General features: G+C 72.4%; 16 protein-coding genes. 2 read left to right on the forward strand and 14 right to left on the reverse strand.

Annotation, left to right across the window (positions count from 1 at the left end):
- Positions 1 to 318: 318 nt before the first annotated feature.
- Complete coding sequence (locus WMF17_RS30240; RefSeq protein ID WP_437644408.1) at positions 319 to 522, forward strand: hypothetical protein; 204 nt, start codon at positions 319 to 321, stop codon at positions 520 to 522.
- On the opposite strand, the gene WMF17_RS30245 is transcribed toward WMF17_RS30240, so the two are convergent.
- From WMF17_RS30245 to WMF17_RS30265, 5 genes are all read right to left on the reverse strand, one after another.
- Positions 523 to 1,458, reverse strand: coding sequence for an FAD binding domain-containing protein (locus tag WMF17_RS30245; protein ID WP_437644409.1), 936 nt, complete (start codon positions 1,456 to 1,458; stop codon positions 523 to 525).
- The gene (locus tag WMF17_RS30250; RefSeq protein WP_437644411.1) at positions 1,455 to 1,940 is read right to left on the reverse strand and encodes a (2Fe-2S)-binding protein; all 486 of its coding nucleotides are present in this window, start codon (positions 1,938 to 1,940) and stop codon (positions 1,455 to 1,457) included. The genes WMF17_RS30245 and WMF17_RS30250 overlap by 4 nt, the downstream gene beginning before the upstream one ends.
- Complete coding sequence (locus tag WMF17_RS30255; RefSeq protein WP_437644412.1) at positions 1,937 to 4,282, reverse strand: xanthine dehydrogenase family protein molybdopterin-binding subunit; 2,346 nt, start codon at positions 4,280 to 4,282, stop codon at positions 1,937 to 1,939. Before WMF17_RS30255 ends, WMF17_RS30250 begins: the two co-directional genes overlap by 4 nt.
- A gap of 93 nt (positions 4,283 to 4,375) precedes the next feature.
- On the reverse strand, positions 4,376 to 5,014 hold the full coding sequence (locus tag WMF17_RS30260) for a nucleotidyltransferase family protein (protein ID WP_437596652.1): 639 nt from the start codon (positions 5,012 to 5,014) through the stop codon (positions 4,376 to 4,378).
- Entirely contained in the window at positions 5,011 to 5,955 is a 945-nt protein-coding gene (locus WMF17_RS30265) for an XdhC family protein (protein ID WP_437644414.1), read from the reverse strand. Before WMF17_RS30265 ends, WMF17_RS30260 begins: the two co-directional genes overlap by 4 nt.
- A 188-nt stretch (positions 5,956 to 6,143) precedes the next feature.
- On the opposite strand from WMF17_RS30265, the gene WMF17_RS30270 reads away from it, so the two are divergent.
- Complete coding sequence (locus WMF17_RS30270) at positions 6,144 to 8,048, forward strand: HEAT repeat domain-containing protein (protein WP_437644416.1); 1,905 nt, start codon at positions 6,144 to 6,146, stop codon at positions 8,046 to 8,048.
- A 1,739-nt stretch (positions 8,049 to 9,787) separates the two neighbouring features.
- On the opposite strand, the gene WMF17_RS30275 is transcribed toward WMF17_RS30270, so the two are convergent.
- From WMF17_RS30275 to WMF17_RS30315, 9 genes are all read right to left on the reverse strand, one after another.
- A complete protein-coding gene (locus WMF17_RS30275) occupies positions 9,788 to 11,101 on the reverse strand; it encodes a hemolysin family protein (RefSeq protein ID WP_437596655.1) in 1,314 nt (437 codons plus the stop codon).
- 60 nt (positions 11,102 to 11,161) lie between these two features.
- A complete protein-coding gene (locus tag WMF17_RS30280) occupies positions 11,162 to 12,505 on the reverse strand; it encodes a glutamate--cysteine ligase (RefSeq protein WP_437596656.1) in 1,344 nt (447 codons plus the stop codon).
- A 60-nt stretch (positions 12,506 to 12,565) separates the two neighbouring features.
- Complete coding sequence (locus tag WMF17_RS30285; protein WP_437644418.1) at positions 12,566 to 13,507, reverse strand: homocysteine S-methyltransferase family protein; 942 nt, start codon at positions 13,505 to 13,507, stop codon at positions 12,566 to 12,568.
- 224 nt (positions 13,508 to 13,731) lie between these two features.
- Positions 13,732 to 16,554 carry a VWA domain-containing protein gene (locus WMF17_RS30290; RefSeq protein ID WP_437596658.1) on the reverse strand — a complete coding sequence of 941 codons (2,823 nt, stop codon included), beginning with the start codon at positions 16,552 to 16,554 and terminating at the stop codon, positions 13,732 to 13,734.
- Positions 16,551 to 18,458, reverse strand: a complete 1,908-nt coding sequence (locus tag WMF17_RS30295) for a vWA domain-containing protein (RefSeq protein ID WP_437596659.1) — start codon at positions 18,456 to 18,458, stop codon at positions 16,551 to 16,553. Before WMF17_RS30295 ends, WMF17_RS30290 begins: the two co-directional genes overlap by 4 nt.
- Before the next feature lie 2 nt (positions 18,459 to 18,460).
- A complete protein-coding gene (locus tag WMF17_RS30300; RefSeq protein WP_437596660.1) occupies positions 18,461 to 19,414 on the reverse strand; it encodes a DUF58 domain-containing protein in 954 nt (317 codons plus the stop codon).
- 18 nt (positions 19,415 to 19,432) lie between these two features.
- The gene (locus WMF17_RS30305; RefSeq protein WP_437596661.1) at positions 19,433 to 20,437 is read right to left on the reverse strand and encodes an AAA family ATPase; all 1,005 of its coding nucleotides are present in this window, start codon (positions 20,435 to 20,437) and stop codon (positions 19,433 to 19,435) included.
- A gap of 79 nt (positions 20,438 to 20,516) precedes the next feature.
- The gene (locus tag WMF17_RS30310; RefSeq protein WP_437596662.1) at positions 20,517 to 22,454 is read right to left on the reverse strand and encodes a hypothetical protein; all 1,938 of its coding nucleotides are present in this window, start codon (positions 22,452 to 22,454) and stop codon (positions 20,517 to 20,519) included.
- Between the two features lie 337 nt (positions 22,455 to 22,791).
- Entirely contained in the window at positions 22,792 to 23,649 is an 858-nt protein-coding gene (locus tag WMF17_RS30315; RefSeq protein ID WP_437644420.1) for a response regulator transcription factor, read from the reverse strand.
- Positions 23,650 to 23,651: the final 2 nt, after the last annotated feature.

Genomic DNA, 23,651 nt, shown 5'->3' on the forward strand with positions numbered 1-23,651 from the left:
GGGAGGTACGGAGCAGCATCAAATGTAATAAATTATACAAACTAAAATTACCGTGCGGCGCTCGTGTCGGGCTCGCAGTGTCGCGAGCGCGCGGGTACCACGACCCCGTGCAAAATGAAAGTCAAAATCAATTAAGGTCACCGAGCGGCTCTTCTCGCATGTCCTGGAACGTCGGCGCGGCCCGCTTTTCGAGCCGCGAACCCCGGCGAACCGAGGCTTCCGCGCGATGTTTGCCGCGCCGTCGCGCGCGCGTCGCCCCGCCAGCGCATCCTCCCGCCGCTCGGGCCGTCCCGGAGCGTTCGTCGTCGAGGAGTGCTCATGAACTACGATATCGGCATGATCTGCCAGGCCTGCGGCTGCGTCACCATTTTCCAGGCTGGCACCAACACCCCGCGGCGATGCGCTCGCTGCGATGACGTGGACATGGATCCCCCGCCCGCGCCGCCGTCGCTCGAGCGGCCGGCGTGCTCCGGCGGGCGCAGCCGCCGACTCGAGGCCGCGCAGCTCGACTGGATGGAGTGATCAGACCGGCGCGCCGAGCTGCCGGAGGAGCTCTCGCATCACCCCGCGAGCGCAGTGCTCCCGGTAGGCGCGCGTCGAGCGCACGTCGTCGATGGGCGAGATGTCCTGCGCCACCGCGGCGTCGAGCTCCGCCGCGGTGAGCTCGTCGAGCGAGCGCGACATGCAGAGCGCGCGCACGCTCGGCAGGAGCGCCGTCGTGGGCGCGACCGACGCCATCCCCAGCCCGAGCCGCACGAGCCGCCCGGATCGCACCTCGGCCACCCCCGCGAGCGCGACCTTCGAGATCGCCTGAGCACGGCGCGCGCCGACCTTCCGCCAGTACCAGGGCGATCCGGCCTCCGGCAGCGCGATCTCCACCGCGACGATCACCTCGTCCGGCGCGCGCGACGTGCGCTTGTAGCCCGTCTGCAGGGCGCTCATCGGGATGCGCCGCTCCCCCCGGACGCTCTGCACCACGACGATCGCGTCGTAGGCGGCGAGCGCGGCCACGCCGTCGGCCGCCGGCGACGCGGTGGCCAGGTTGCCGCCGAGCGTGCCGCGCGCCTGGATCTGCACCGCGCCCACGTCGCGGCCCATCCGCGCGAGGAGCGGCGCCCGCCGGGCGATCGCGTCGCTCCGGCGCATCTCCAGGTAGGTCGTCGCGGCGCCCACCCGGAGCGTGTCGCCCGAGATCGAGATGCCGCGCAGGTCCGGGAGCCGGGACACGTCGACGACGATCGGCGGCGCCGCCGGATCGGCGCTCGCCGGCGGCGCCGCCGCCGCCGGGGCGGGCACACCGAGCGGAGGCCTGAGCTCCTGCTCGACGACCCAGTCGGTGCCGCCGGCCAGGAGCGCGACCGGCGCGCCGCGCGCGGCCTGCTCCGCCACGAGCTCGCACAGGGGGCCGAGCCCGGAGACGCGCCGCATCTCGAACAGGGGAAGATCCGCGATGCTCACGGGGCCCTCCCCCCTCCCCCGCCCCGGCGCAACGCCGCCGCGGCGCGGACGCTCTCGACGATCCGCTGGTAGCCGGTGCAGCGGCACAGGTTGCCCGCGAGCGCCTCGCGCACGTCGAGCTCCGAGGGATCCGGGTTCCGCACGAGCAGCGCCTCGGCGGAGACGAGCATGCCGGGCGTGCAGATCCCGCACTGCGCGCCGCCCTCCTCGATGAAGCAGCGCTGCAGCGGCGACAGGTGCCCGGCGGCGGCGAGGCCCTCGACCGTCGTCACGTGCCGCCCCTCGCACTGCCCGATCGCGACGAGGCACGCGTTCACGGGGTCGCCGTCGATCAGCACCGTGCACGCGCCGCACTCGCCCTCCGCGCACCCCTCCTTCGTGCCCGTGAGCCCGAGCGGCCCCCGGAGCGCGTCGAGCAGCCGCGAGAGCGGCGGCAGGTCGACCTCGCGCGGCGAGCCGTTGACGACGAGCGATATCTTCATGCGCGCTCCCCTCTCCCCGCCGCCGGCCGTGGCGCCGCGGCGCCGCGCGCCGCCTCGAGCAGGCGCTCCGGCGTGAGCGGCAGCGCGCACGCGGCGATCCCCGTCGCGTGCTCGACCGCCGCGGCCACCGCGGGCGCGCCGCCATCCATCGGCATCTCGCCGATGCCCTTGGCCCCGCCGCCCGGGCCGAGCGGGAACGGCGCCTCGACAAGGACGACATGGAACGGCGGCGCGTCGAGCGACGTCGGGATGATGTAGTTGGTCATCCTCGGGTTCCTGATCTTGCCGCCCTGCCAGACGATCTCCTCGGAGAGCGCCCAGCCGATCGCCTGGAGGCTGCCGCCCTCGATCTGCCCCTTGCACATCACCGGGTGGATCGCCTTGCCCACGTCCGCGGCCGACCAGAAGTCGACGACGGTCACCTCGAACGTGTCGAGATCCACCTCGACCTCGACCACGTCGCACGCCCACCCGAAGCACGGGTACGCGTCTCCCTTGTAAGCCTCGTCGTCCCAGCGCACGTGGCCCGGTGGCTCGTACTGCTTCAGCGACGTCACCTGCCCCTCGCGGGCGAGCAGCCGGTCGGCGGCCTCCTCGAAGCTCAGCGCCGCCGGCGCCGCTCGGCTGGCCTGCCCCTCCTGCGCGGCGCGCGGCGGCCGCGCCGCCTCCTGCTCCTCGCGCACGCGGCTCGCCAGCTCGCGCGCCGCGGCCTCGAGGATCGACCCGACCACCATGACGGTGCGCGACGCGACCGTGGGGCCCGAGTCGGGCACCCTCGTCGTGCACGGCACCTCGAACTCGACCCGGTCGATCGGCAGCCCCGCCGCGTCCGCGGCGATCTGCCGGAACACCGTCTCCGTCCCCTGGCCGATGTCGGTCGACGCCGTGCGGATGCGGAGGCGCCCGCCGGGCGCGAGGTCCACCGCGATCTTGCCCTTGTAGTAGCGCTCGCCCGACCCGGTGAAGCCCGCGCCGTGCATGAACACGGACAGCCCGATCCCGCGCGCCACGCGCCCGCGCACGACCGGGCCGGCCGCGCGCTTCTGCCGGTAGCCGCTCGCCGCGATCGCCTTCGCGATGCACTCCTCGCCCGCGACGCTCTCGCGGAGCACCTGCCCCGTCGCCGTCGAGTCGCCGGGGCGCAGCACGTTCTTCGCCTTCAGGTCGAGCGGATCGCAGCCGAGCTCCCGCGCGACGCGGTCGAGGTGCCGCTCGATCGCCCAGATCGTCTGCGGCGCGCCGAAGCCGCGGAAGGCGCCGTTCGGCGGCGTGTTCGTCGCGACCGCGGTCGCCTCGATCCAGACGTCGTCCCAGCGGTAGGCGCCCGACGCGTGGAGGGCGCCGCGCGACAGGACCACCTGCGACAGCGTCGCGTACGCGCCGCCATCCATGAGGACCCGGACCTTCAGCGCGCGGAGCGTCCCGTCCCGATCGCAGCCGCTCGTGATCTCGCAGGACGCCGGGTGGCGCTTCGTCGTCGCCTCGATGTCCTCCGTCCGGTCGTAGATCATCCGCACCGGGCGGCCGCTCTTCCTCGCCAGGAGCGCCGCGTGGAGCGCGATGATCGACGGGTACTCCTCCTTGCCCCCGAAGCCGCCCCCGGTCACCGACTGCGTGATGTGAATCCGGTCGGGCGGCAGCCCGAACGCCTTCAGGAACGCCTTCTGCACGTAGAACGGGCACTGGATCGAGCCGGTCGCGTGCGCGCCTGCCTCGTCCCACCAGGCGATGACCCCCTGCGGCTCGATGTAGAGCTGCTCCTGGTGGTGCGAGGCGTACGTCCCGGTGACGACCACCTCGCAGCGCGCGAGCGCCGCGTCGATGGCGACCTCGCTGCGCTCACGCTCGGCGTCCGCGCACCCCTTCGTGATGAGGTACCGCTTGATGACGTTGTCGGTGCCCCAGAGGATCTCCTCGCCCTCGAGCGCGGCGCGCATGTCGAGCACCGGCGGCAGCGGATCGATGTCGAGCGCGACCGCCTGGACCGCCCGCGAGAGCTTCAGCCGATCGGCGCAGCCGAGCAGGACGATCGGCTCGTAGGCGTGGTTCACCTTCCCGGTCCCGAGGATCGGCTGATCGTCCAGGATCAGCGCGACCACGTTGACCGGGACATCCTCGGCGAGCACCACCGTGACGTCGCTCCAGTCGAACGCGGGGTCGAACCGCACCCCCCGGAGGATCCCGCGCGGCACCGGGCTCCGCACGGTGCGCCCGAAGATCTCGCCCGGCATCGCCGGGAGATCGTCGACGTAGCGCGACGCCCCCGTGACCTTGGGGGGGCCGTCGGCGCGGGGCACGCTGCTCCCCACGGCGCTTGCTGAAGCTGGAGGGCTCGTCGCCATTCTTCTGCTCCTCCTCACCGACGATAGCCCGGTCGCCCTGGCGACGTCGACCCAGGCGCGCTGCGCGATGTCGTCGACGATCGCCGATCGCCCTCAGGTGAGAAAGCGCGGCGGCCCCCCGAGCACGCGGATCACGTCCACCGGGATGTTCAGGTCGTGCAGCACCCTCGGATCGTCCACCTCCTCGCCCACGCACCTGTCGCCGAGCGCCCGCAGGTGATCCCGGAGCGGCGGCGGATCCGGCTCGAGGTAGCGCTGCAGCGCCTCGGCGCGCAGCACCACCGGGTGGCCGCCGCGGCCGAGGTGCCGCGGCCGCACCGCGAGCGGCGGCGTCGCGGACGACGCGCCCGCGTCGAGCCGGGCGAGCAGCCGCGCCACCGTCGCGGCGCTCGCGGGGGGCACGTCGACCGGCGTCACGACGACGGCATCGGCGTCGCCGATGCGCGGCGCGGCGACGGCCAGCGAGCCCGCTGGGCCGAGGTCGTCCGGGGCGGTCCACGAGACGAGGTCGATGCCTGGCCGCACGTGGGCCAGGAGCGCGTGAAAGACGGAGGTGCGCACCACCACGAGCACCCGCGCGCTCTCGGCCGCGAGCCGCGCCTCCGCGTGCGCGATGGCCAGCGGCCGCTCGGCCCCTCCCTTCGCCCCCGCGGGCCAGGCGAGGAGCGCCTTCGGCCCCCCGAGCCGCTTGCCCGCGCCCGCGGCGAGCACGATCGTGATCACGGTCTTCATCGAGCCTGCTCCTCCCCCGCCAGCGCAGTCGCGGCGGGCGACCACCGAGCACGCTGTCGCCCCGAGCGCCAGGCGACCAGCTCCGCGGAGAGGGCGACGCTGATCTCGGCCGGGGTGCGCGCCCCGATGTCGACGCCGACCGGCATCCGGACCCGCGCGACGTCGCTCTCCGACACCCCCTTCGACTCGAGCCGCGCGCGCGTGCGCGCCGCCTTCGCCCGGCTCCCGACCCCGCCGACGTAGCCGAACCCGCGCGCGAGCGCCCACTCGATGGCCGCCTGGTCGAGCCCGTGGTCGTGCGTCATCACGAGCGCCGCCGCCTCGCCGAGATCCCTCGGCAGGCCCGCCGCCACCTCGGGGTCGTCGTGATCTGCAAGCACGAACCGCACCTGCCCCGCGAGCGCCGGCAGGGGCCCCTGCTGCGCGCCGTCATGCAAAGGCGGCACGCCGGCCAGCGGCCCCGACGGCGGCACGCGGGCGGGATCGGCGGCGGCGGCGCGCGCGTCGCAGAGGGTGACCCGGAAGCCCAGCGACGCGAGGAGCGGCGCCGCGAACGCGCCCACGTGCCCGGCGCCGATCACGAGCACGTGCACCGCGGGCAGCATCGGCTCGATGAGGACCTCGACCGAGCCGCCGCAGCACATCCCGAGGCTCGGGCCCAGCCGGAAGGTCTCGAGCTTCGGGGTGCTGGCGAGCTCGTCGAGCGCGCGCCCCATGATCCCGAGCGCCGCCCGCTCGACGGCGCCGCCGCCGATCGTGCCGATCGCGGTGAGATCCTCGAGCAGGCAGAGCTTCTGCCCCGGCGTCGACGGCGCCGAGCCGTGCCGCGCCACCACCGAGGCGAGCACCACCCGCCGCCCCGCCTCGATCGCGCCGAGCGCCGCGCGCAGCACGTCGTGCGGCAACGCCGTCCGCGGGATGACCTGGCTCAGATCCGGCATGGTGGAACTCTAGCGACCCGGGGACCGAAGACGAGAGCGCCGAGAGGTCCTACGCTGAAAGAGCTTGCCGGAACGGCGCGCTTGTCGCGAAAGTCGAGCGCGCGCGGCGAGCGACGCAGGCACCCCCTGGATCCCGGCCGGCTGCATCCGCTGGGATCCCCAATGAAAACGTGGAGATCCCAGACTCGATGAGCTCCCCCGCCACGCCCGACCCCGACCTCCAGCGCGCCCTCTCGGACCCGGGCTTCACGCCGGGGCGCCGCCACTTCACCGCCCTCCTCTCGCTGCTCGAGACGGCCGGCGAGCCCGCCGAGCGGGCGCTGCGGCGCGCCGGCGCGGCCGCGCTGCCGGCCGCGCTCGAGCGCGCCGCCGGCGCGGCGCCGTCGCTGCGCGCGCCGCTCACCCGGCTCATCGGCAAGCTGATGGCCGCCGCGCCGCTCGATCCCGAGGTCTCCGAGCGGGCGCGCGACTACCTGCTCGCCTGCCTCCGCGACGACGATCGCCGCACGCGGCGGATGGCGGCGGTGGCGCTCGGCAAGCCGAAGGCGGCGGATCTCGGTCGCCCGCTCGTCGAGCAGGCGCTCGCCGAGGCGGCGCGCAGCGAGCGCTCGCCCGACGTCCGCCGCGCGCTGATCGACGCGCTCGGCAAGGTCGGCGGCGGCGCCGCGCTCGACGTGCTGGCCGAGCTCGGCGGCGACGACGACGTCGCCGGCGTGCGCGCGCGCGCCGAGCTCCTGGCCAGGAGGACCCTGTCGCGCGGCGAGCCGTCGGAGATCGCCGGCGATCGCGCGCCGGAGCTCCCTGTCCGCGTGGCGGTGCGCTGCCGGCGCGGGCTCGAGGCGCTCCTCGCCGAGGAGCTCGCGGCGCTCGACAAGGGCTCCCCCGGCGGGGCGCTCGTCCCCGAGCTCCGGAGCGATCCGTGCGGCGGCACGCGCGTCGAGGTGATGCTGAGCGGCCGCCTCGACGTCCTGTTCGGGGCCCGCACGATGCTGTCGATCGCGCTGCCGCTGCCGCTGCGGAAGCTCGATCCGGGCGCCGATCTCGCCGCGGCGGTCGCCGAGCGGCTGCTCTCGCGGGAGTCGCTCGAGATCCTGCGCCGCTTCACGCGCGGCGCGATCCGCTACCGCATCGACTGGGCCGGCGGCGGCAAGCGCCGGGCAGCGGTGTTCCGCGCCGCGGCGGCGGTCGAGGCAGGGGCCCCGGAGCTCGTGAACGATCCGACGCAGAGCACGTGGGACGTGGTCGTCTACGAGGGCGCGGGGCGCGTCCGGGTCGAGCTCGCGCCGCGCCTGCCCGACCCGAGGTTCGCGTACCGCCAGGGCGACGTGCCCGCGGCGTCGCACCCGACGATCGCGGCGGCGCTCGCGCGCATCGCGGGGGTGCGCGCCGACGACGTCGTCTGGGATCCGTTCGTCGGCTCGGGCCTGGAGCTCTGCGAGCGCGCCCTGCTCGGGCCGTACCGGCGGCTCGTGGGCTCGGATCGCGATCCTCGGGCCCTGGAGATCGCGCGGGAGAACCTCGACGCCGCGGGCGCGCGCGACGCGGAGCTCCTCCAGCGCGACGCGTACGGCGGGCCGCCCCCGGGCGACGCCCCCACGCTGATCCTGACCAACCCGCCCCTCGGGAGGCGCGTCGAGCGCACGGGAGATCTCGACGCCATGCTCGAGCGCTTCGTCGAGGGCGCCGCGCGCGCGCTCGCGCCGGGCGGCAGGCTTGTGTGGATCTCGCCGTTCCCCGAGCGGACCGAGGCGGTCGCGCGCCGCTCAGGCCTCCGGCCCGAGGCGCTCCAGCGCGTGGACCTGGGCGGCTTCGACGCCCAGATCCAGAGCTTTCACAAGGCGGCGGTCCAGCCGCAGGCGACCCTCGACCGAGGCGACGGCCGGCGCGGGGATCGGCTGGACCGTCCCCTCCCCGGGCGCACCGGGCGCGGCCCCCAGCAGGCCCAGCTGCGCGGCGAACAGCATCGCCCCCGCCGCCAGGAGGAGCGCCACGAGCACCGCGATGATCATCCCAAGCCGCCCCGAGCGATCGGGGGGCGGGTCGGTGGTCATGCCGTCGAGCCTGCCGAAGGACGACGGCGCCGGCGCGGCTGAGCCCTGCTGCGCCGGCGCCGCGCTCGGCTGCGCGGCGAGGGCGTCCTGCGGGGGCGGCGACGCTGGCTGTGGCGGGCTGATCGCGCCGACGGCAGCGACGCGCGGCCCGGGGAGCCCGCCGCTCGCGGCGTCGGGGCTCCCGGACGCAGGGGCCGGGAGCACCCCCGGCGCGCGATCGACCGGCGCTCCAGCGGGGCGGCCTTCCGTCGCCGCGTCGGCGAGCGCCTGCGGCGTGCTGACCGGCGCTGCCGCCATGACCTGAAGGGGCGCGTCGGACGTGGCCTGGGATGCCTCCCGCATCCGCGTGGGGACGTCGTCCTCGTCGTCCTCGTCGTCGACGACCGTGGGCGCATCCAGCGTGAGCTCGTCGTGGATGTCGTCGTCGAGATCGCCCAGGAAGGGCATGTCGTCGTTGCGCTGCGGATGCGGCCTCGCCAGCGCGCCGTGCTCCGCGCCCGGACGCTCGCGCCCGACGAACGCCGGGGCCGGCACCCCGAGCGCCGACGGCTCGCGAGGACCTCCGGCCGGCAACCCCGCGCTCGCTCCGGGCCGCCCGGCGCTGCTCACGCGGTGCGCGACGGAGGGCGTTCCTCCGAAGGGCGGCGGCGCTGCGGCCGCCGGCCCCGCCGCTCCGCGGAGGTCCAGGGGCGACCCCTCCCGCGTGAGCGTCATCGGCTTCTCGCCTTCGCGCTCATCGCCGAACGACTGGATCAGCGGGACCGCCCCGACGCCCGGGAGCCGCCCTCGCGCGGCCGGAACGCGGCCTCGCGTCGCCGGAGCGGCTGGCGTTGCAGGCGCGGCCACGGGCGCCCTGGGGACGGGGACGGCACCCAGCCTCGGCGGCGACGCGCCGTGGTACGCCGCTGGAGGCTGCAGGCGCTCAGGCGGAAGTTGCGGCGGCGGCTGCCCTGCGGCCGCTGCCGCCGCGCGCTCCGCGATGATCGCGTCGAGCTGGCTCGAGCTCAGCGGCGCGACGCGCATCAGCGTCCGCACCTCGTCGTCGTCGTCGTCGTTCGTCGCGTCCTCGTCGTCGAGCGGGAGCAGCGTGCGCACCGCGGGGTCGGGGTGCCATTCCTCGAGGGCGCGCCGGAAGGCGGCGGCGTTCGTCGTGCGGACGGAGCGATCGCGCTGGAACGCGTCGTCGAGGACCCGCTGGAGATCGTCGTCGCCAACGTCGAAGACCGCGAGCGGCGCCGGCGAGGAGCTCCCGATCCGTTGCCGCGTCTCGGCGTCGCTCCCGCCGCCGAAGGCGCTCGTTCCGGTCAGCACCTCGTAGAGCGTCGCCGCGATGGCCCACACGTCGTCGCCGGGCGAGAGCGTCCCGCCCGCGATGCGCTCGGGCGACTGGTAGGCGGCGCGGCTCGGCGTCTGGCGCAGATCGGCCAGGATGGCCTTCGAGGTGCGGTCGACCGCGGTCGTGAGCACGCACTCGGGCGAGATGGCCCCGTGCGCAACGCCGAGGGCGTGCAGCGCCTCGATCCTCTTCGCGAGGCGGATGGCCCAGCCGACGGCGTCGAGCTCGTTCAACGGGCCATCGCGCAAGATCCGAGTTGCAAGCGTTTCCACTTACGAAGCCAGCGTAGTACCGGTTCGCCGAAGTTTGTACCGGGATCCGCGTGCAGTTCGCATCGGGACCGACCAATTCCGGGATGCGCGTCCAGCCGCGCACCTTCCTCCGGGGCGGCGCCCCCGACGGACGGCGCCGGCGCGCGGCTCTGCGGCGCGGGGGGACGCGCTCGTCACGACCGCTCGCCCCCGGTCGCGTCGGTCGGGACGATGCGGACGCGGCGCACCCTCCGGCCAGCCACGTCCATGGCCACCAGCGTGTAGCCCTCGCACTCGACGCGCTCCCCGGCCTCCGGTGGGTGCTCGAGCCGGCCGAGCATATAGCCGCCGACCGTCTCGACGGTCTTCACCTCGGGCAGCAGCACGATATGGGCGTCGCGCTCCAGGTCCGCGAGCAGCACGCGGCCGTCGACGTCGACGATGCCGCCGCCGCGGCGGTGGATGGGCGGCACCTCCTCGTCGTTCTCATCGCGGATCTCGCCGACGATCTCCTCGATGAGGTCCTCCATCGTGACGAGCCCGATGAACTCGCCCGAGGCCGAGGTGATGATCGCCACCGGCACCTGGCGCGCCTGCATCTCGAGGCGGAGGCGCTCGACCGAGGTGTTCTCGCGCGCGAAGATCGGCTTGCGGAGCAGCTCGGCCACGCGCGCCGCGCGGCGTCGGTGGCTCAGGACGTCGAACAGATCGCGGAGGTGCAGGTAGCCGAGCACGTTCTTGCCCTGCTCATCGAGCACCGGGTACCGGGAGTACCCGGCGTCCGCCACGATCCGCACCGCCTCCTCGATCGTCATGTTCGCGCGCAGGATCGCCGCGTCGGAGCGGAGCGACATCACGTGCCTCGCCGTGCGCCGGCGCAGGTCGAAGATGCGCACGAGCATGCTGCGCAGCGCCGGATCGAGCCCCGCGGGGCTCTTGGTCAGGAGCAGCCGGAGCTCCTCCGAGGTGTGCGCGATCTCGGCCTCGCCCACCGGCCGGAGCCCGAAGAGCCGGACGAACCCGTTCGCCATCGAGTTGAGCACCCAGATCACCGGCCACATCAGGACGAAGAACACGTGCAGCGGCCGCGCCGCCCAGAGCGTGACCTTCTCCGTCCGCTGGATGGCGAGCGACTTCGGCGCGAGCTCGCCGATCACCGTGTGGAGCGCCATGATCACGATGAACGCGATGCCCACGGCGAGGGCGTGCGCGCCGACCCCAGACCACGCGCCGAGCGGCGCGAGCATCGGCTCGATCAGGTGGGCGATGGCGGGCTCGCCGATCCAGCCGAGCCCGAGGGACGCGAGCGTGATGCCCAGCTGGTTGGCCGAGAGGTACTCGTCGAGCCGCTGCGACATCTGCAGCGCGAGCCGCGCGCGCGCATCCCCCTCGCGCACGAGCTGCTCCAGCCGCGTCGGCCGCATCTTGACGATGGCGAACTCGGAGGCGACGAAGAACGCGTTGAGGAGCACCAGGAGCGCGGTGCCCAGGAGATAGACAAACGTCATGCCGGTCGACGTCCTCCCGCGGGCGCGCCTGCCCCCCCGCGCCTCGGCGACGAGCCGCGCTTAAATCCGCGCACGATCGAGGATCTTGCTTCGCAGGTCCGGGTCGTCGTTGCTGAGTCCATCGACGAGAGCATCGGCCGGGGACTGGCCCTTGGCGATGAGCGCGCTGAGCCGCTCGAGGTGGACGCGCTCGTCCTTGCCGCTCTTGCTCAGGCGCGCGCGCCGCTCGAGGCCGCCCGAGGCGATCGACACGAGCTGCTCGGCCAGCGCCGCGAGCGGCTTGCCGCGGAACGTAGCGCGGAGCGCGCGCTCGGCGATCATCGGGCGCACAGCTTCGAGCTCGTCGAACCTGAAGCTCTCGGACAGGGCGTCGGCCTCGTCGAGCGCGCGCGCGTCGTACAGGATCCCCGCCCACAGCGCCGGGAGCGCGCAGACCAGGTTGCCCGGCAGCGAGTCCGCGCCGCGGACCTCGATGGTCCGCTTCAACCGGACCTCCGGGAAGAGGGTGTTGAGGTGCATCTCCCAGTCGGCGCGGGTGGCCCGGTGCCCCTCGCGGCCGTGCTCCAGGAACTCACGGAACGTCTGCCCCGTGTTCTCGATCACCTCGCCGTCGCGCTTGATGAGGAACATCGGCGCGTCGACCGCCCACGCGACGTAATCCGAGAAGCGGCGGCCGCGCTCGAGCACGTTGCGGAGCAGCCCCTGCCGCGACGGGTCGACGTCGAGCCAGACCTTGGCGCGGTAGCTCCGCCCGCCGAACAGCGCGCCCTCGTAGAACGGCGAGTTCGCGAAGATGGCCGTCACCAGCGGGGAGAGCCGGAGCGACACGCGGAGCGCGCGCATCGCCGCCTCCTCGCTGGCGTAGTCGAAATTCGCCTGCACCGTGGCGGTGCGGCGCATCATGTCGAGGCCGTGCGCGCCGCGCGTCGGCAGGTAGCGCCGCATGATCGCGTAGCGCGACTTGGGCACCCAGGAGAGCTCGGCTTGCGACGCGAACGGGTGGAACCCGATGCCGAGCCACGCGAAGCTGAGCTCGGCGGAAATGTCGCGCAGCTCCGCGAGGTGCCCGCTCATCTCCATACAGATCTGGTGGATGTTCTCGAGGGGCGCCCCGGACAGCTCGAGCTGCCCGCCCGGCTCGAGGGTCACCGAGGCGCCGGCCCGGGCGAGCGCGATCAGCGGACCGCCGGGGGTCTCGTGCTCGGGCGTCCAGCCGTGCCGCTCGACGAGCGCCTGGAGCACGGAGAGGATGCTCCGCTCACCCTCGTAGGGGAGGGCGGCGCCCGTCCTTGCATCGACCCCGAACTTCTCCGCCTCGGCGCCGATCCGGTGGAGCGACTCGGGCTTCACCGCTTCGTGGAAGGGAAACAGCAGATCGTCGAACGTCTTCAACGGTTGAGACATCGACTCGCTCGCGTGGCTTGCATCGGCCATCATCACGTTTCCGGTTTATTTCGTTCTCGCCTAGAGCGCGCGCCTAAGCAGGGGCGCGCGCTGCGTCGTACGGAGCATCTTCGCGAGCGCACCGACGTGCGCCAGCGTTGTCCCCGTCCCTCCCCCGAGCATTCGCGCGCCGGCCTCGATGAGCCGCACCGCGGACGCGGCCCAGGCGTCGCACGCCTCGGCGGGCGAGAGGCGTTCGGCCCCCTCTCCGTGCGCGGGCTCGACGCCGAGCAGCACGCCGACCTGGGCCTCGTGGGCGACGCCCTCGAGGCGCCGGAGGATGTTGAGCCCGAGGTCGACCGACGCGATCTCGAAGAGCAGCGCGTCCGCGCCGCTGTCGAGCGCCCCCCGGGCGACCTCCTCGAAGCCCTCGCCGTCGACGGTACGTCCGGCCCCGTCGAGCTCCACGAGCGCCCACGTCGCCAGCTGCGTCGTGCTGGCGCTGACCACCGCCGCGCGGCGCGCGAGCCGCGCGACCGCGGGGGAGACGCACGCCGCCTGGACGGGATCGAAGCCGCAGGCGACGAGGATCTCGCAGCCGGCAGCGGCCAGCCTGGCCGCATGGACCGCGTAATCTTCCGCAATCCGGTCGGCCATGGGCGCGGCGGCAGTGTGGCCCAGGATACCGGCCACCGCCACGCGGCGTGCGGCCGCGCCTGCCGCCTCCGCCGCGAGCTCGACCGCGGTTCCGGTCAGCGCGGCGGCTCGGAACCCCATGCCGATGGGCGCCAGGGCACGCGTCGTCGTCGCGGACGTGAGGGCCCGGATCACGTCGATCCCCAGCGCGATCTCCTGCTCGTGGAGCTCCGCGATCGTCCGAGGCGACTCGCGGAGCAGCCGGCCGAGGGCGGTGTTGGAGGAGACCGAGGCGCCCCGGCCGCGGAGCGAGGCGAGCGGATCGCCGCTGATAATGAGCGGACGACCTACCGGAGGCCGAGAGGTGGAGGCCTCGAGCGCGTTCACGTCCTTCGCTGCTTTCCAGGGCTCCTCTACCACCGGTCTATAAGGGGAAACTAGCCCAAGACAGCCCCTCCGCGTCGCGAAATGGTGCGGGCCAGCGGTCTGGAGCACAGCGATCCATGCAGCGGAGTCGGGGGCAACCTGATGGATGCTCGCCGATGCTGGGCGTGACGGCGGCGCGAAACGGGGGATCTGCGATCATAGGGGCTCGGTTGTGCCGCGGGCCGTCATACGGCGGGGAGGCTCCGGCCTCCTACCCCGCGGCCGCGGCGCGCGACGAACTTCCGGTCGAAGAGCCGCACCCGCCGGACGAACAGATCGAGCAGGAAGACGAGCATGGCGGCATAGATGAACCGCTGCCAGAGCTCCTCGTGGAAGGTCACCTTCTCCCCGGCCGGGTCGAAGATGGCCGCCACGCCGTTCGGATCGACCGCGCCGCCGGTCGACGTCGCGGCCTTCTCGAGGGTCGCGAGCTCGGGTTCGAAGCTCGCGTACTCGCGGGGGTACGGGTTCGAGACGTGGCCGTAGCTGACGGCGACGGGCCGGAGCGAGCCGTCCTCGGCCTCGCGAAGGTGCTCCGCCCGCAGCAGGAAGGAGCCGTACCGATCCAGCGCGAGCGCCGTCTCGTACCGGCCCGGCGCGGTCTGACGCATGTCGACAACCCGCGTCGTCCCGCCCGGCTCGGGCCCGATGATGCTGAGCCGGGAGGTCAGGTTGTTCTCGAACCGGTCGTCTGCCCCGAACGCGTCCACGGACGCGCGCAGCTCTCCGTCCACGATCTCGGCCTTCATGTCGAGCTCGCGCCGGTGCTTCTGGCGCATGTGCTCATGGATGAGCTGCCCCCAGAACTTCTCGAAGCCCGGCCACCTCAGCCACTCCACGGCCCAGCGCGCCTTGACGTCGCTCGTCCAGGCCAGCGTCCACCCGAGGCCGACCCGCCAGCGCGCGAGGATCGGCTCCTCGGTGTCGCTCGTGAGCAGCTCCTGGGCCGGCGACGGCTTCAGCTTGGTCGAGACGTAACCGTGCAGGTTCGGCGCCGTGCGGATGTCGATGCCGCGGAGGAACGCCGCGTCGCCGACCTGCGTGACCGGAAACCACTCCTCGACGGCGGCGGCGCGCGCGACCATCTCGGTCTCCTTGGTGAAGATCCGCGGCAGGTTGTTCGGATCGGGGACCGCGTGGAAGCGCCCTCCGCCCACGTCGGCGATCATCTTGAGCAGCTGCTCGTCGAGGTCGTTCCCCAGCCCCACGGTGGTCACCGTGATCGACTCCGCGATCATCGCGGACACGAGGTCGCGGATGCCGCCCGTCGACGCCTTGCCGTCGGTGAGGAGGATGACGTGCTTCTTGCGCGCCTGGGTCACGGTCATGTCCTGGTAGGCGGCGTCGAGCGCGCTGAAGATCTCGGTCCCGCCGCCCGGCTGGATGCGCGCGATCTCGCCGGCGATCCGCGAGCGGTTGCGCGCGGGCTGCATCTTCACGTACCGGGTCGGCGCCGAGTCGAACGCGATGACCTCGATCAGGTCGTCGGACGACAGGACCCCGGCGGTCGCCTTCGCTGCGGCCTTGGCCATCTCGAGGGGCAGCCCGGTCATCGACCCCGAGCGATCCATGACGAGCGCCATCGCGACGCTCGGCATGTCCTTCTTCCGCTCGTTGTCCATCCGCACCGGCAGGATCCGCTCGATGGTGGTGCGGTACCAGCCGCCGAGGCCGTACCCTGACTCGCCGCCGGCGAAGAGGAACCCCCCGCCGAGATCGCGCACGTAGCTCTCGATGATCTCCTGCCCCTGCAGGCTGAGCGCTTCCTTCGGGGTATCGGACACGATCAGGAAATCGTAGCGCTCCATCTCCTTGAGGGAGCCGGGGAAGCCGGCCGGCGGCCTGACGTCGACGTCGAGCTGCTGCGCGGTGAGCGCGCTCGAGAGCGGGCCGGCGTGCTGCGGCGTCCCCTCGATGTAGAGCACCGACGGGCGCCCGGGCACGTCGATGGTGGTCGCGTACCGGTTGTTCTCCTTGAACTTGTCGTCGGCGATCTGGTCGAGCTCGAGCGCGTAGGTCACCTGCCCCGCGATGCGCACGACGCTCTTGAACACGACGTCGTTCGGCCCCGCCTTGAGCTCGAGATCCCGGATGCCCTCGAGGCCGTTCAACGCCTCCCCCTGGAACAGCCGCACGCGGGCCCTGGTGGCGCGGCTGGCATAGATGTCCGCGTGGATCTCGAACGTCTCGCCGACCTTGACGCGGTCCGGCATCCTGAGCTCGCGCACCGCGACCTCGGGCGGCGCGGGTCGCCGGTATGGGATGGCGAACAGCCGTACCCCGAAATCGCGCGCCCGGTTGGCCTCGGCCAGCACGTCGCCGTCGGTCTGGACGCCGTCCGACATCAGCACGGCGCGCTTGAGGTAGCCGGGCGGGTACAGCCCGTAGGCGAGCTGGAGCGCCGCCTGGAGGTTCGAGCCGGCGCCGAGATCGCCGCGCTGTCCTTTCTCGTCGAGGTGGCGGCCGATGGCCGGCGCGCGCCGCTCCGCGTCGCGGCCGGCCGCCTCGCCGGCGGCGTGCTCGACGAGCCGCGGCCGTCGCGCGAACGTGATCACCTTGATCACGCCGTCCTCCGGCTTCTCGGCGAACGCCTTGTCGAGCGCCGCGCGCGCGTCGCCGAGCGACTCGTCGGTGACGGACTCCGAGACGTCGATGAGATAGATGGTGGCGACCTTCTCCGTGGTCGCGGTCCTCGCGAGCCGCGACAGCCCGAGCGCGATGAGCGCGACGAAGGCGATCCTCAGCAGCACGGAGAGCACGCGCTGCGGGAGGGGAAGGTCGGCGAGCGATCCCGCGAGGACGCCCACGAACCAGGGGGCGAGCAGGAGCGCGCCGAGCATCTTCGGGTTGAGGAGCTCGTACTTCACCCCCTCGCGCACCCACGTGAGCGTCGGATCCGGATGCAAGATGACGTACTTCCGGTACGCCCAGAACAGGATCCCACCGAGGGCGGCGCAGGTGATGGCCCACGCGACGACGCGGAACTTGCGGCCACTGAACGCGCTCACACCGTCACCCTCCTGTGGTACGTGAACCACTCGATCGCGGTCACGAGGAGCACCGCCGCGAGCAGGTAGACCCAGAGCTCACGGCGAACGCCGATCTTGAACTCGCTCACCGCGCCCGCGCCGCGTCCGTCGACCTTGAGCTCGGCGGCGGGTGCGATCGCGCTCTCCTGCGGCGCGGAGAGGTTCGCGGCGAACATGCTCTCCTCCTGCGCGCCGGCGGCGCCGACGCGCAGCGTATAGAAGCCGGCGTGCTGCCCGAGGAAGACGGCGCGCCCGTCCTGGATCGGGACCGCCCGCTTCGTCCCGTCGGGCAGCTCCAGGCTGGCCGACTCCGCGGACGAGGACGCCGGGATGTGCCAGACCGCGCCCGTGCGGAACGAGGAGATGTAGCTCGTGTCCTCCTCGACGAAGTCGTTGATCGCGTTGAGCAGGAAGAGCGGCCAGGCGATGCGGAGGGGGAAATCGCTCTCGCGGACGTCGAAGCCGAGCGCGACGAATTTGACGCCGCCGCGCCGCCCCTCGATGAGCAGCGGGCCCTTGTAGCTCCGGCCGACGACCCTGTCTTCCTTGTTGCCCTTGAGCACGTGGGCGCGCGCGATGTTCACGTCGCTGAGCGCCGTGTAGCGCAGGAGCGGGTGCTTCGCGTCGAGCTCGTCGAACCCCAGACGGTAGTTCGGATCGTCGTCCAGGATCTCCTTGCCTACCTCGAACGGGAGGGTGGTCCCGGTCGGGTTGAGGTAGAGCAGGCTCCCGCTCCCCGGCGCGACGCTCGGCGCCACGCCGTCGAAGATGGTCACGTCGAACGACGACGCCGTCGGGTAACGCTGCGGCTCGACGTACGTCACGTCGAGGTACTCGTCGAGGAGCAGCGCCGCCTCGAGGAACATGTTCCCCGCGGAGACGACCTGGACGCGCGCGCGGCGCCGCTCGGGGAGGAGCGCGTACGCGCGGTTGTCCGCCGGGAGGTCATCGGAGCTGCCGTCGGCCAGCGCGAGCTTCGCCTCGAGCGTCTTCGATGCGCCGGAGAGGTTCGGGTAAAAGCGGGGCAGCTTCTCCTTGGGCTTGAGCCGGAGGCGCGTCAGATCCGTGAGCTGGCCGTCGCCGAGCAGCGACAGCTCGAGATCGAGCGGCTCGTCGCTCGTGTTCGTGACCTCGAGCATCACCTCGTAGCGGCTCTTGTCGAGCGGGTAGCGCCGCACCGAGAACTCGGTGATGGCGGCGTTCCTCTGGCCCGTACCGATGGGCAAGAACGAGAGCTTGATGTCGCCGAGGTGCACCGGCCCGCCGGCGTCGGCCGGTTCGCCGAGCGCGCCGTCGCTCACGACGATGACCTCCGGCGACGGGAGCCCGCTCAGGGTATCGCCCGCGAAGCGGAGCGCGCGCGCAAAATCGGCCGTGGCGTCGGTCGGCTTCACCGCCGCGACGGCGGCCTCGAGATCGGCGATCTCGCCGGTGAGCGTGGACAGCGGCGTGACGGCCGCGTCCATCTGGGCCAGCAGCATGCGGTCGCTGCCGGACAGGCCACGGACCATCTTCCTGACCTCTTCCTTCGCGAGCTCGATGCGCGAGGGCGCGACGTCGACGGCCTGCATGCTCGCGCTCGCGTCGACGAGGACGACGATGTTGCGCCCCTCGACGAGGTTCGCCTGCGGGCGAGGATCCCCGAGCGCGAGCAGGAGCAGCGCGAGGAGCGCGAGCTGCAGCAGGAGCGAGAGGAGCCGCTTCAGCTGCGAGAACAGGCTCGTCGCCTCCTTGTCCCGGAGGACGCGCTCCCAGATCTTCGAGAAGGGGACCGCGACGGGCCGCCGGCGCAGCTTCAGGATGTAGAAGACGACGACCACCGCGCCCGCGAGGGCGCCGATCTGGAGCAGAGTCTGCAGCGGGACGCCGGTGAAGTGCAGCATCGCTACCGGAGGAAGCCGCCTCTGCGGAACACGCGCAGGATCAGCTCGTCAAAGGGGACGGACACGTCGGCGCGGAAGTAGCTCACCTGCCGCGACGTGCAGAAGCGGCGGATCTCGTCGAGGTACTGGTCGTACGCCTCGGCGTAGCGATCGAGCACCTTCGCGGTCACCGTGACCTCGCGCTCGTCGCCGGTCTCGCAGTCGTAGACGCGCACGTCGCCGCGCAGCGCGGGCCGAGCCTCGCCCGGGTCGACGATGTGGAGCACGAACGGCTCGAACCGGTTGTAGCGGAGCACGTTGATGCCGCGCTCGAAGCCCACCGGATCGTAGAGGTCGCTGAGGATGACGGCGAGCCCGCGCCGCTTGTGCTGCGCCACGAAGGTCTTCATCGCCTCCCCCAGATCGGTCGCGCCGCCTGTGCGCGCCTGCCCGAGGAAGCGGAAGATCCTGAAGATGCGCGCCTTGCCGCGGGTCGACTGCATGCGCCCGCTGATCTCGTCGGTCGCGGTGACGATCGCGATGCGGTCGAGGTTGGCGAGCCCCACGTACGCGAGCGCCGCGCAGAGGCGCTTCGCGTGCCGCAGCTTCGCGCCGTCGCCGAACGCCATCGACGCCGACGTGTCGAGGATGAAGTAGATCGAGAGATCTTCCTCCTCCTCGTAGAGCCGGATGAGGAGCCGGTCGAAGCGCTGGTACGCGGCCCAGTCGAGGTACCGGAAATCGTCGCCGGGGGCGTAGTCCCGGTGATCGGCGAACTCGACCCCGGAGCCGGTCTTCTTTGTCCGCCGCTCCGCGCGCATCGCTCCCGAAAAGACGCGACGGCTCACCATGGCGAGGTAGTCGAGCTTGCGCTGGAACTCGTCGTCGAAGAGCTCCTCGTCGGGGGCGCCGGCGGAGAGCGCGGAGAGCCGGCGCAGCGGCGCGGCGGCCCTCTTGAACGCGTCGAAGAGCCCCATGCTACCCTAGGCGGCGCCTCATTTGCTCTCCGGCAAGTGCTTGAGGATCGCCTGCAGCACCTGGTCGGTCTTCACGCCCTCGGCCTCTCCCTCGAAGTTGAGGAGCACGCGATGGCGCAGCGCGGGCAGCGCGCACGCGCGCACGTCGTCGACCGACGCCGCGAACCGCCCCTCGAAGAGCGCCCGGATCTTCGCGGCGAGCAGGAGCGCCTGCGCCCCTCGCGGCGACGCGCCGAACTTCACGAACCGCTTCACCTCGTCGAGGCTGTCTCCCTCGGTGGGGTGGGTGGCCTGCAGGAGCCGCACCGCGTAGTCCTGCACGTGCTTCGCCACGGGCACCTCGCGGACGAGCCGCTGCATCGCGACAATCCGCTCCCTGTCGAGGACCGGGCGCACCGCGACCGCGTCGGTCCCGGTGGTCCGCTCGAGGATCGAGTTCAGCTCGTCGCGGCTCGGGAACGGCACGTGCAGCTTGAAGAAGAACCGATCGAGCTGCGCCTCGGGCAGCGGGTACGTCCCCTCGCTCTCGAGGGGGTTCTGCGTCGCCAGGACGAAGAACGGCTCCTCCAGCGTGTAGCTCTGCCGCGAGACCGTGACCCGGTGCTCCTGCATGGCCTCGAGGAGCGCGCTCTGCGTCTTCGGCGTCGCCCGGTTGATCTCGTCGGCGAGGACGATGTTCGCGAAGATCGGCCCCTTGCGGAACGAGAACGACCGCTGCCCGCCCGCGCTCTCATCGATGACCGTGGTGCCGATGATGTCGGCGGGCATCATGTCGGGCGTGAACTGGATGCGTGAGAACTGGAGCTCGAGCGCCTCGGCCATGGTGCGGACGAGCATCGTCTTGCCGAGCCCCGGTACGCCCTCGAGCAGCGCGTGCGAGCCTGCGAGCATGCACGTGAGCACCCCATCGACCACCTCGCGGTTGCCGACGATGACCTTCCCCACCTCCTCGCGCAGCCCTCCGATGCTCGCGCGGAACTCGTCCACCTCGGCCCGCGCTGCTTCCTTCGTCTTCTCGGCCATAGCTTCCTGCTTCGCGCCCGCTGTCGCGGAGCGCCGCTAGTCTAGAGAGGCGCGGTCGCGCTCGAGCCGCCGGCTCGACTCACTCGCGCGGCCTGATGAGCTGGAAATACCGGTTCACGTAGAACCGGTATCCATCAGGGATCTGGTCCTTGTTGATCTGCTGCTCCGCGACCGTGTGATAGTCCGTGAAGACCTTCTTGTAGCCGGTCCCCTTGAAGCCCCGCTCGGCGGCGCTGAGGATCACTTCGCTGTTCGACGGCCCCTGCTGCGTGTCGAGCCCCTGCGCCTGGACGTCCTGGGTCCCCATCTTCGGGTCCGTGCGCTTGCCCGCGACCTCGCCGCCGCGGCTGGAGCCGGCGCCGTCGCCCCCGGGCTGATTGCCCCCGTTGCTGTTGCCCTGGCCGCTCCCCTGCCCGTCCTGTCCCTGCCCCTGCCCGCCGGGCATCAGGATCTTCTTGCCGCCGGGCCCGATCACCAGCTCCTGACCCTTGCCCTGACCGCCCTTGCCCTGACCGCCCTGGCCTTGCTGACCGTCCTGGCCTTCCTGCTCGCCGTTGCCCTGCCCCTGCTGGCCCTGCCCCTGCTGCTCCTCGCCGCTGCCCTGGTTGCCGCGCGCGCGCTTGCCGAAGCGGAGCATCCTCGCCATCCGCTGCTTGCCGCCCTGCCCTTGCTGGCGCACGAGCTCCCGGAGCTCTTCGAGCCGCTGGCGCAGCTCTTCCTTCTCCTGCTCGGACATCTCCTCCTGCTGCATCCGGTTGATGTCCTCGGCGGCCTGCTCGAGATCGTCCGCTGACATCCCGAGATCGCGCATCAGATCCTCGGCGGCCTTGGCGAGCTCCCGGTCGAGCCGGTCGAGCTGGCGCCCGGTCCGCTCCTTCTGCTCGGCCTCGCGGTCGAGCCGCTCCAGCTCGCGCTCCTTCTTCTTGAGCAGCCGCTCCTCTTCGGACTTCTGCTGCTCGTTCGCGGAGGCCTTCTGCTTCTGCTTGAGGAGCTGCTCGCGCACCTCGGCCCGCTTCTCGTTGATCGCGGCGAGGGCCTCCTTGCGGCGCGAGGCCGCCTCGGCGAGCGCCTTGCGCAGCCGCTCGATCTCGGCCTTGTTGAACTTCTGCTTCTTGTCGCGGAGCTTCTCGGCGAGCTCCTTCAGGTCCTTCTTCGCCTTCTCGAGGTCCTTCTTCTCGAGGGACTCCCCCACGCCCTTCGCCAGGTCGCTCTTTTTGAGATCGATCCCGGTCTCCTTCAGCGCCTCTTCGAGCGCCTTCAGGTCGGCCTCGGCGCCCTTGAGGAGCTCGCGCTCGAGCGCCTCCATGCGGCGGAACGCCTCGGTCCGATCGAGGCGCTTGTTGGCGATGTCCTCGATGAGCTGGTTGAACCGCTCGACCGCGGACTTCATTTCCGGGCTCTGGTCCTGCCGGTCGAGCGCCTTCGCCGCGTCCTTGAAGAGCTCGAGGTCGTCGGGCGACATCGCGAGCGCGTCGATGGTCTGCGCGACAGGCGCTTGCTTCCGCGGGGTGCGCACCTCGAGCAGCGCCACCGCCAGCACGCCGAGGCCCACCGCGGCCGAGGTCCAGAGCTCGCGCGGGAACGCGAGCGGCGCGGCGCCAGCGGGGCGCAGCGTTGCCGCGTGCTCGCAGGCGTCGTCGATCGCCGCCTCCATCAAGGGGGTCCGCTGCGCCGCGGGCAGCGTCTCGAAGGCGAGGGCGTTGGTCAGCCGGTCGTGGAGACCGTGGTGCCGGTCGAGGGCGATCGTGCCGGCGCGGGGAGGCAGGCGGCGCAGCATCGCCAGCGCGAGGGCGACCAGCACGAGCAACCCCGCGCCGAGCAGGATCTGCCGCGCGCGCGGCTCGCTCAGGTGCGCGGGGAGCGCCTTGTGGACCGCGAGCGTCCCGGCTGCGAGCGCGAGCGCGAGGGTCAGCGCGGTCGGCAGAGCGCGCAGCGCGCGCCCGAACCGGAGCCTCAGCTCGACGGCGAGCGCGGCGCTGCGGATGCGGTCGAGATGCTTCGTGCGAGAGTCGCTCACGGTGCTCAGCGCTCCGGGCGCCCCCCGCGGGGGCCCTCGAGGAGGAAACGTCGCAGCATTGTACCCGCTGACGGGTCATGCGCCCGAAAGTTCCTGGGAGGCTGCGCGCGACGCGTGAAGAGCATGACGCGCGGCGAACCCCGATCATTCCCGCGCAGGGCAGCCTCTGCGCTCAGCGGACTTCCGGCATCGATCGCGCTCCGGAGAGTGCGTGAGGGCTCTCCCTCCGATTTCCGACCGGATGGATCCCCTGCGCCCAGGCGCCAGCAGGCAAACGCGTGCGTTCTATTGGGAATGACGTGACCGGGCGCGCGCGCGGCGCGGGCCCCAGGGTGGCTTACTTCGCCGTCTTCTTCTTCTTGGGTGCCGCCTTCGTGGCGGCTGTCTTCTTCGCCGCGGCCGGCTTCTTCGCCGCGGCCTTCTTGGACGCCGCTTGCCTCGCGGCCGGCTTCTTCGCCGCGGCCTTCTTGGACGCCGCTTGCCTCGCGGCCGGCCTCTTCGCCGCCGGCTTCTTCGCCGCGGCCTTCTTGGACGCCGGCTTCTTCGCCGCCGCCTTCTTCGCCGCCGGCCTCTTCGCCGCGGCCTTCTTCGCCGCCGGCCTCTTCGCCGCGGCCTTCTTGGACGCCGGCTTCTTCGCCGCCGCCTTCTTGGACGCCGGCTTCTTCGCCGCCGGCTGCTTCGCCCCGGTCGCGCGCACTGCGGACGGTTGCTGCGCGCGCGGCGCCTCCGCCTCGCGCTCCTCGCCTGCTGCGCTCGGCTGGACCTTGCAGCCGTTCGCTTCGGGCAGCTGCTTCGCGTAACGCGCGAGCGTCTCGCGCACCCGCGCATCGAGATCCGCGAAGTCGAACGGCTTGTTCAACCAGGCGTCCGCGGCGAAGAGCGGCGACGTCATCTCGTTCAGGTTCTCGCCGATCCCGGTGAGCATGATGACGCCGGTGCTCGCGAACGGCCGGCCGTCGGACGTGTCGCTCTTCAGCCGCTTGCAGATTTCCCAGCCGCTCATGCCGGGCATCATCACGTCGAGGATCACCAGGTCCGGCTGGTGCTCGCGCGCGAGGTCCCAGGCCGAATCGCCCTCGGAGGCCTCGATCACCGAGAAACCCAGGTTCCTCAGGTGACGCGCAACGAGGCTCAACATCGCCGGTTCGTCTTCGGCCACCAGCACACGGGGCGGCATCATGCTCGCGGAAGGCATCT

The sequence above is a fragment of the Sorangium sp. So ce362 genome, assembly GCF_051519845.1.
Taxonomy (GTDB): Bacteria; Myxococcota_A; Polyangia; order Polyangiales; family Polyangiaceae; genus Sorangium.

Excerpts from the sequence above, each read along its gene's own strand:
- WMF17_RS30255 (WP_437644412.1), bottom strand. The coding sequence starts at position 4,282 with ATGGCGACGAGCCCTCCAGCTTCAGCAAGCGCCGTGGGGAGCAGCGTG.
- WMF17_RS30300 (WP_437596660.1), bottom strand. The coding sequence starts at position 19,414 with ATGGGGCTCTTCGACGCGTTCAAGAGGGCCGCCGCGCCGCTGCGCCGG.
- WMF17_RS30240 (WP_437644408.1), top strand. The coding sequence starts at position 319 with ATGAACTACGATATCGGCATGATCTGCCAGGCCTGCGGCTGCGTCACC.
- WMF17_RS30260 (WP_437596652.1), bottom strand. The coding sequence starts at position 5,014 with ATGAAGACCGTGATCACGATCGTGCTCGCCGCGGGCGCGGGCAAGCGG.
- WMF17_RS30295 (WP_437596659.1), bottom strand. The coding sequence starts at position 18,458 with ATGCTGCACTTCACCGGCGTCCCGCTGCAGACTCTGCTCCAGATCGGC.
- WMF17_RS30280 (WP_437596656.1), bottom strand. The coding sequence starts at position 12,505 with ATGTCTCAACCGTTGAAGACGTTCGACGATCTGCTGTTTCCCTTCCAC.
- WMF17_RS30315 (WP_437644420.1), bottom strand. The coding sequence starts at position 23,649 with ATGCCTTCCGCGAGCATGATGCCGCCCCGTGTGCTGGTGGCCGAAGAC.
- WMF17_RS30265 (WP_437644414.1), bottom strand. The coding sequence starts at position 5,955 with ATGCCGGATCTGAGCCAGGTCATCCCGCGGACGGCGTTGCCGCACGAC.
- WMF17_RS30275 (WP_437596655.1), bottom strand. The coding sequence starts at position 11,101 with ATGACGTTTGTCTATCTCCTGGGCACCGCGCTCCTGGTGCTCCTCAAC.
- WMF17_RS30270 (WP_437644416.1), top strand. The coding sequence starts at position 6,144 with ATGAGCTCCCCCGCCACGCCCGACCCCGACCTCCAGCGCGCCCTCTCG.
- WMF17_RS30250 (WP_437644411.1), bottom strand. The coding sequence starts at position 1,940 with ATGAAGATATCGCTCGTCGTCAACGGCTCGCCGCGCGAGGTCGACCTG.
- WMF17_RS30305 (WP_437596661.1), bottom strand. The coding sequence starts at position 20,437 with ATGGCCGAGAAGACGAAGGAAGCAGCGCGGGCCGAGGTGGACGAGTTC.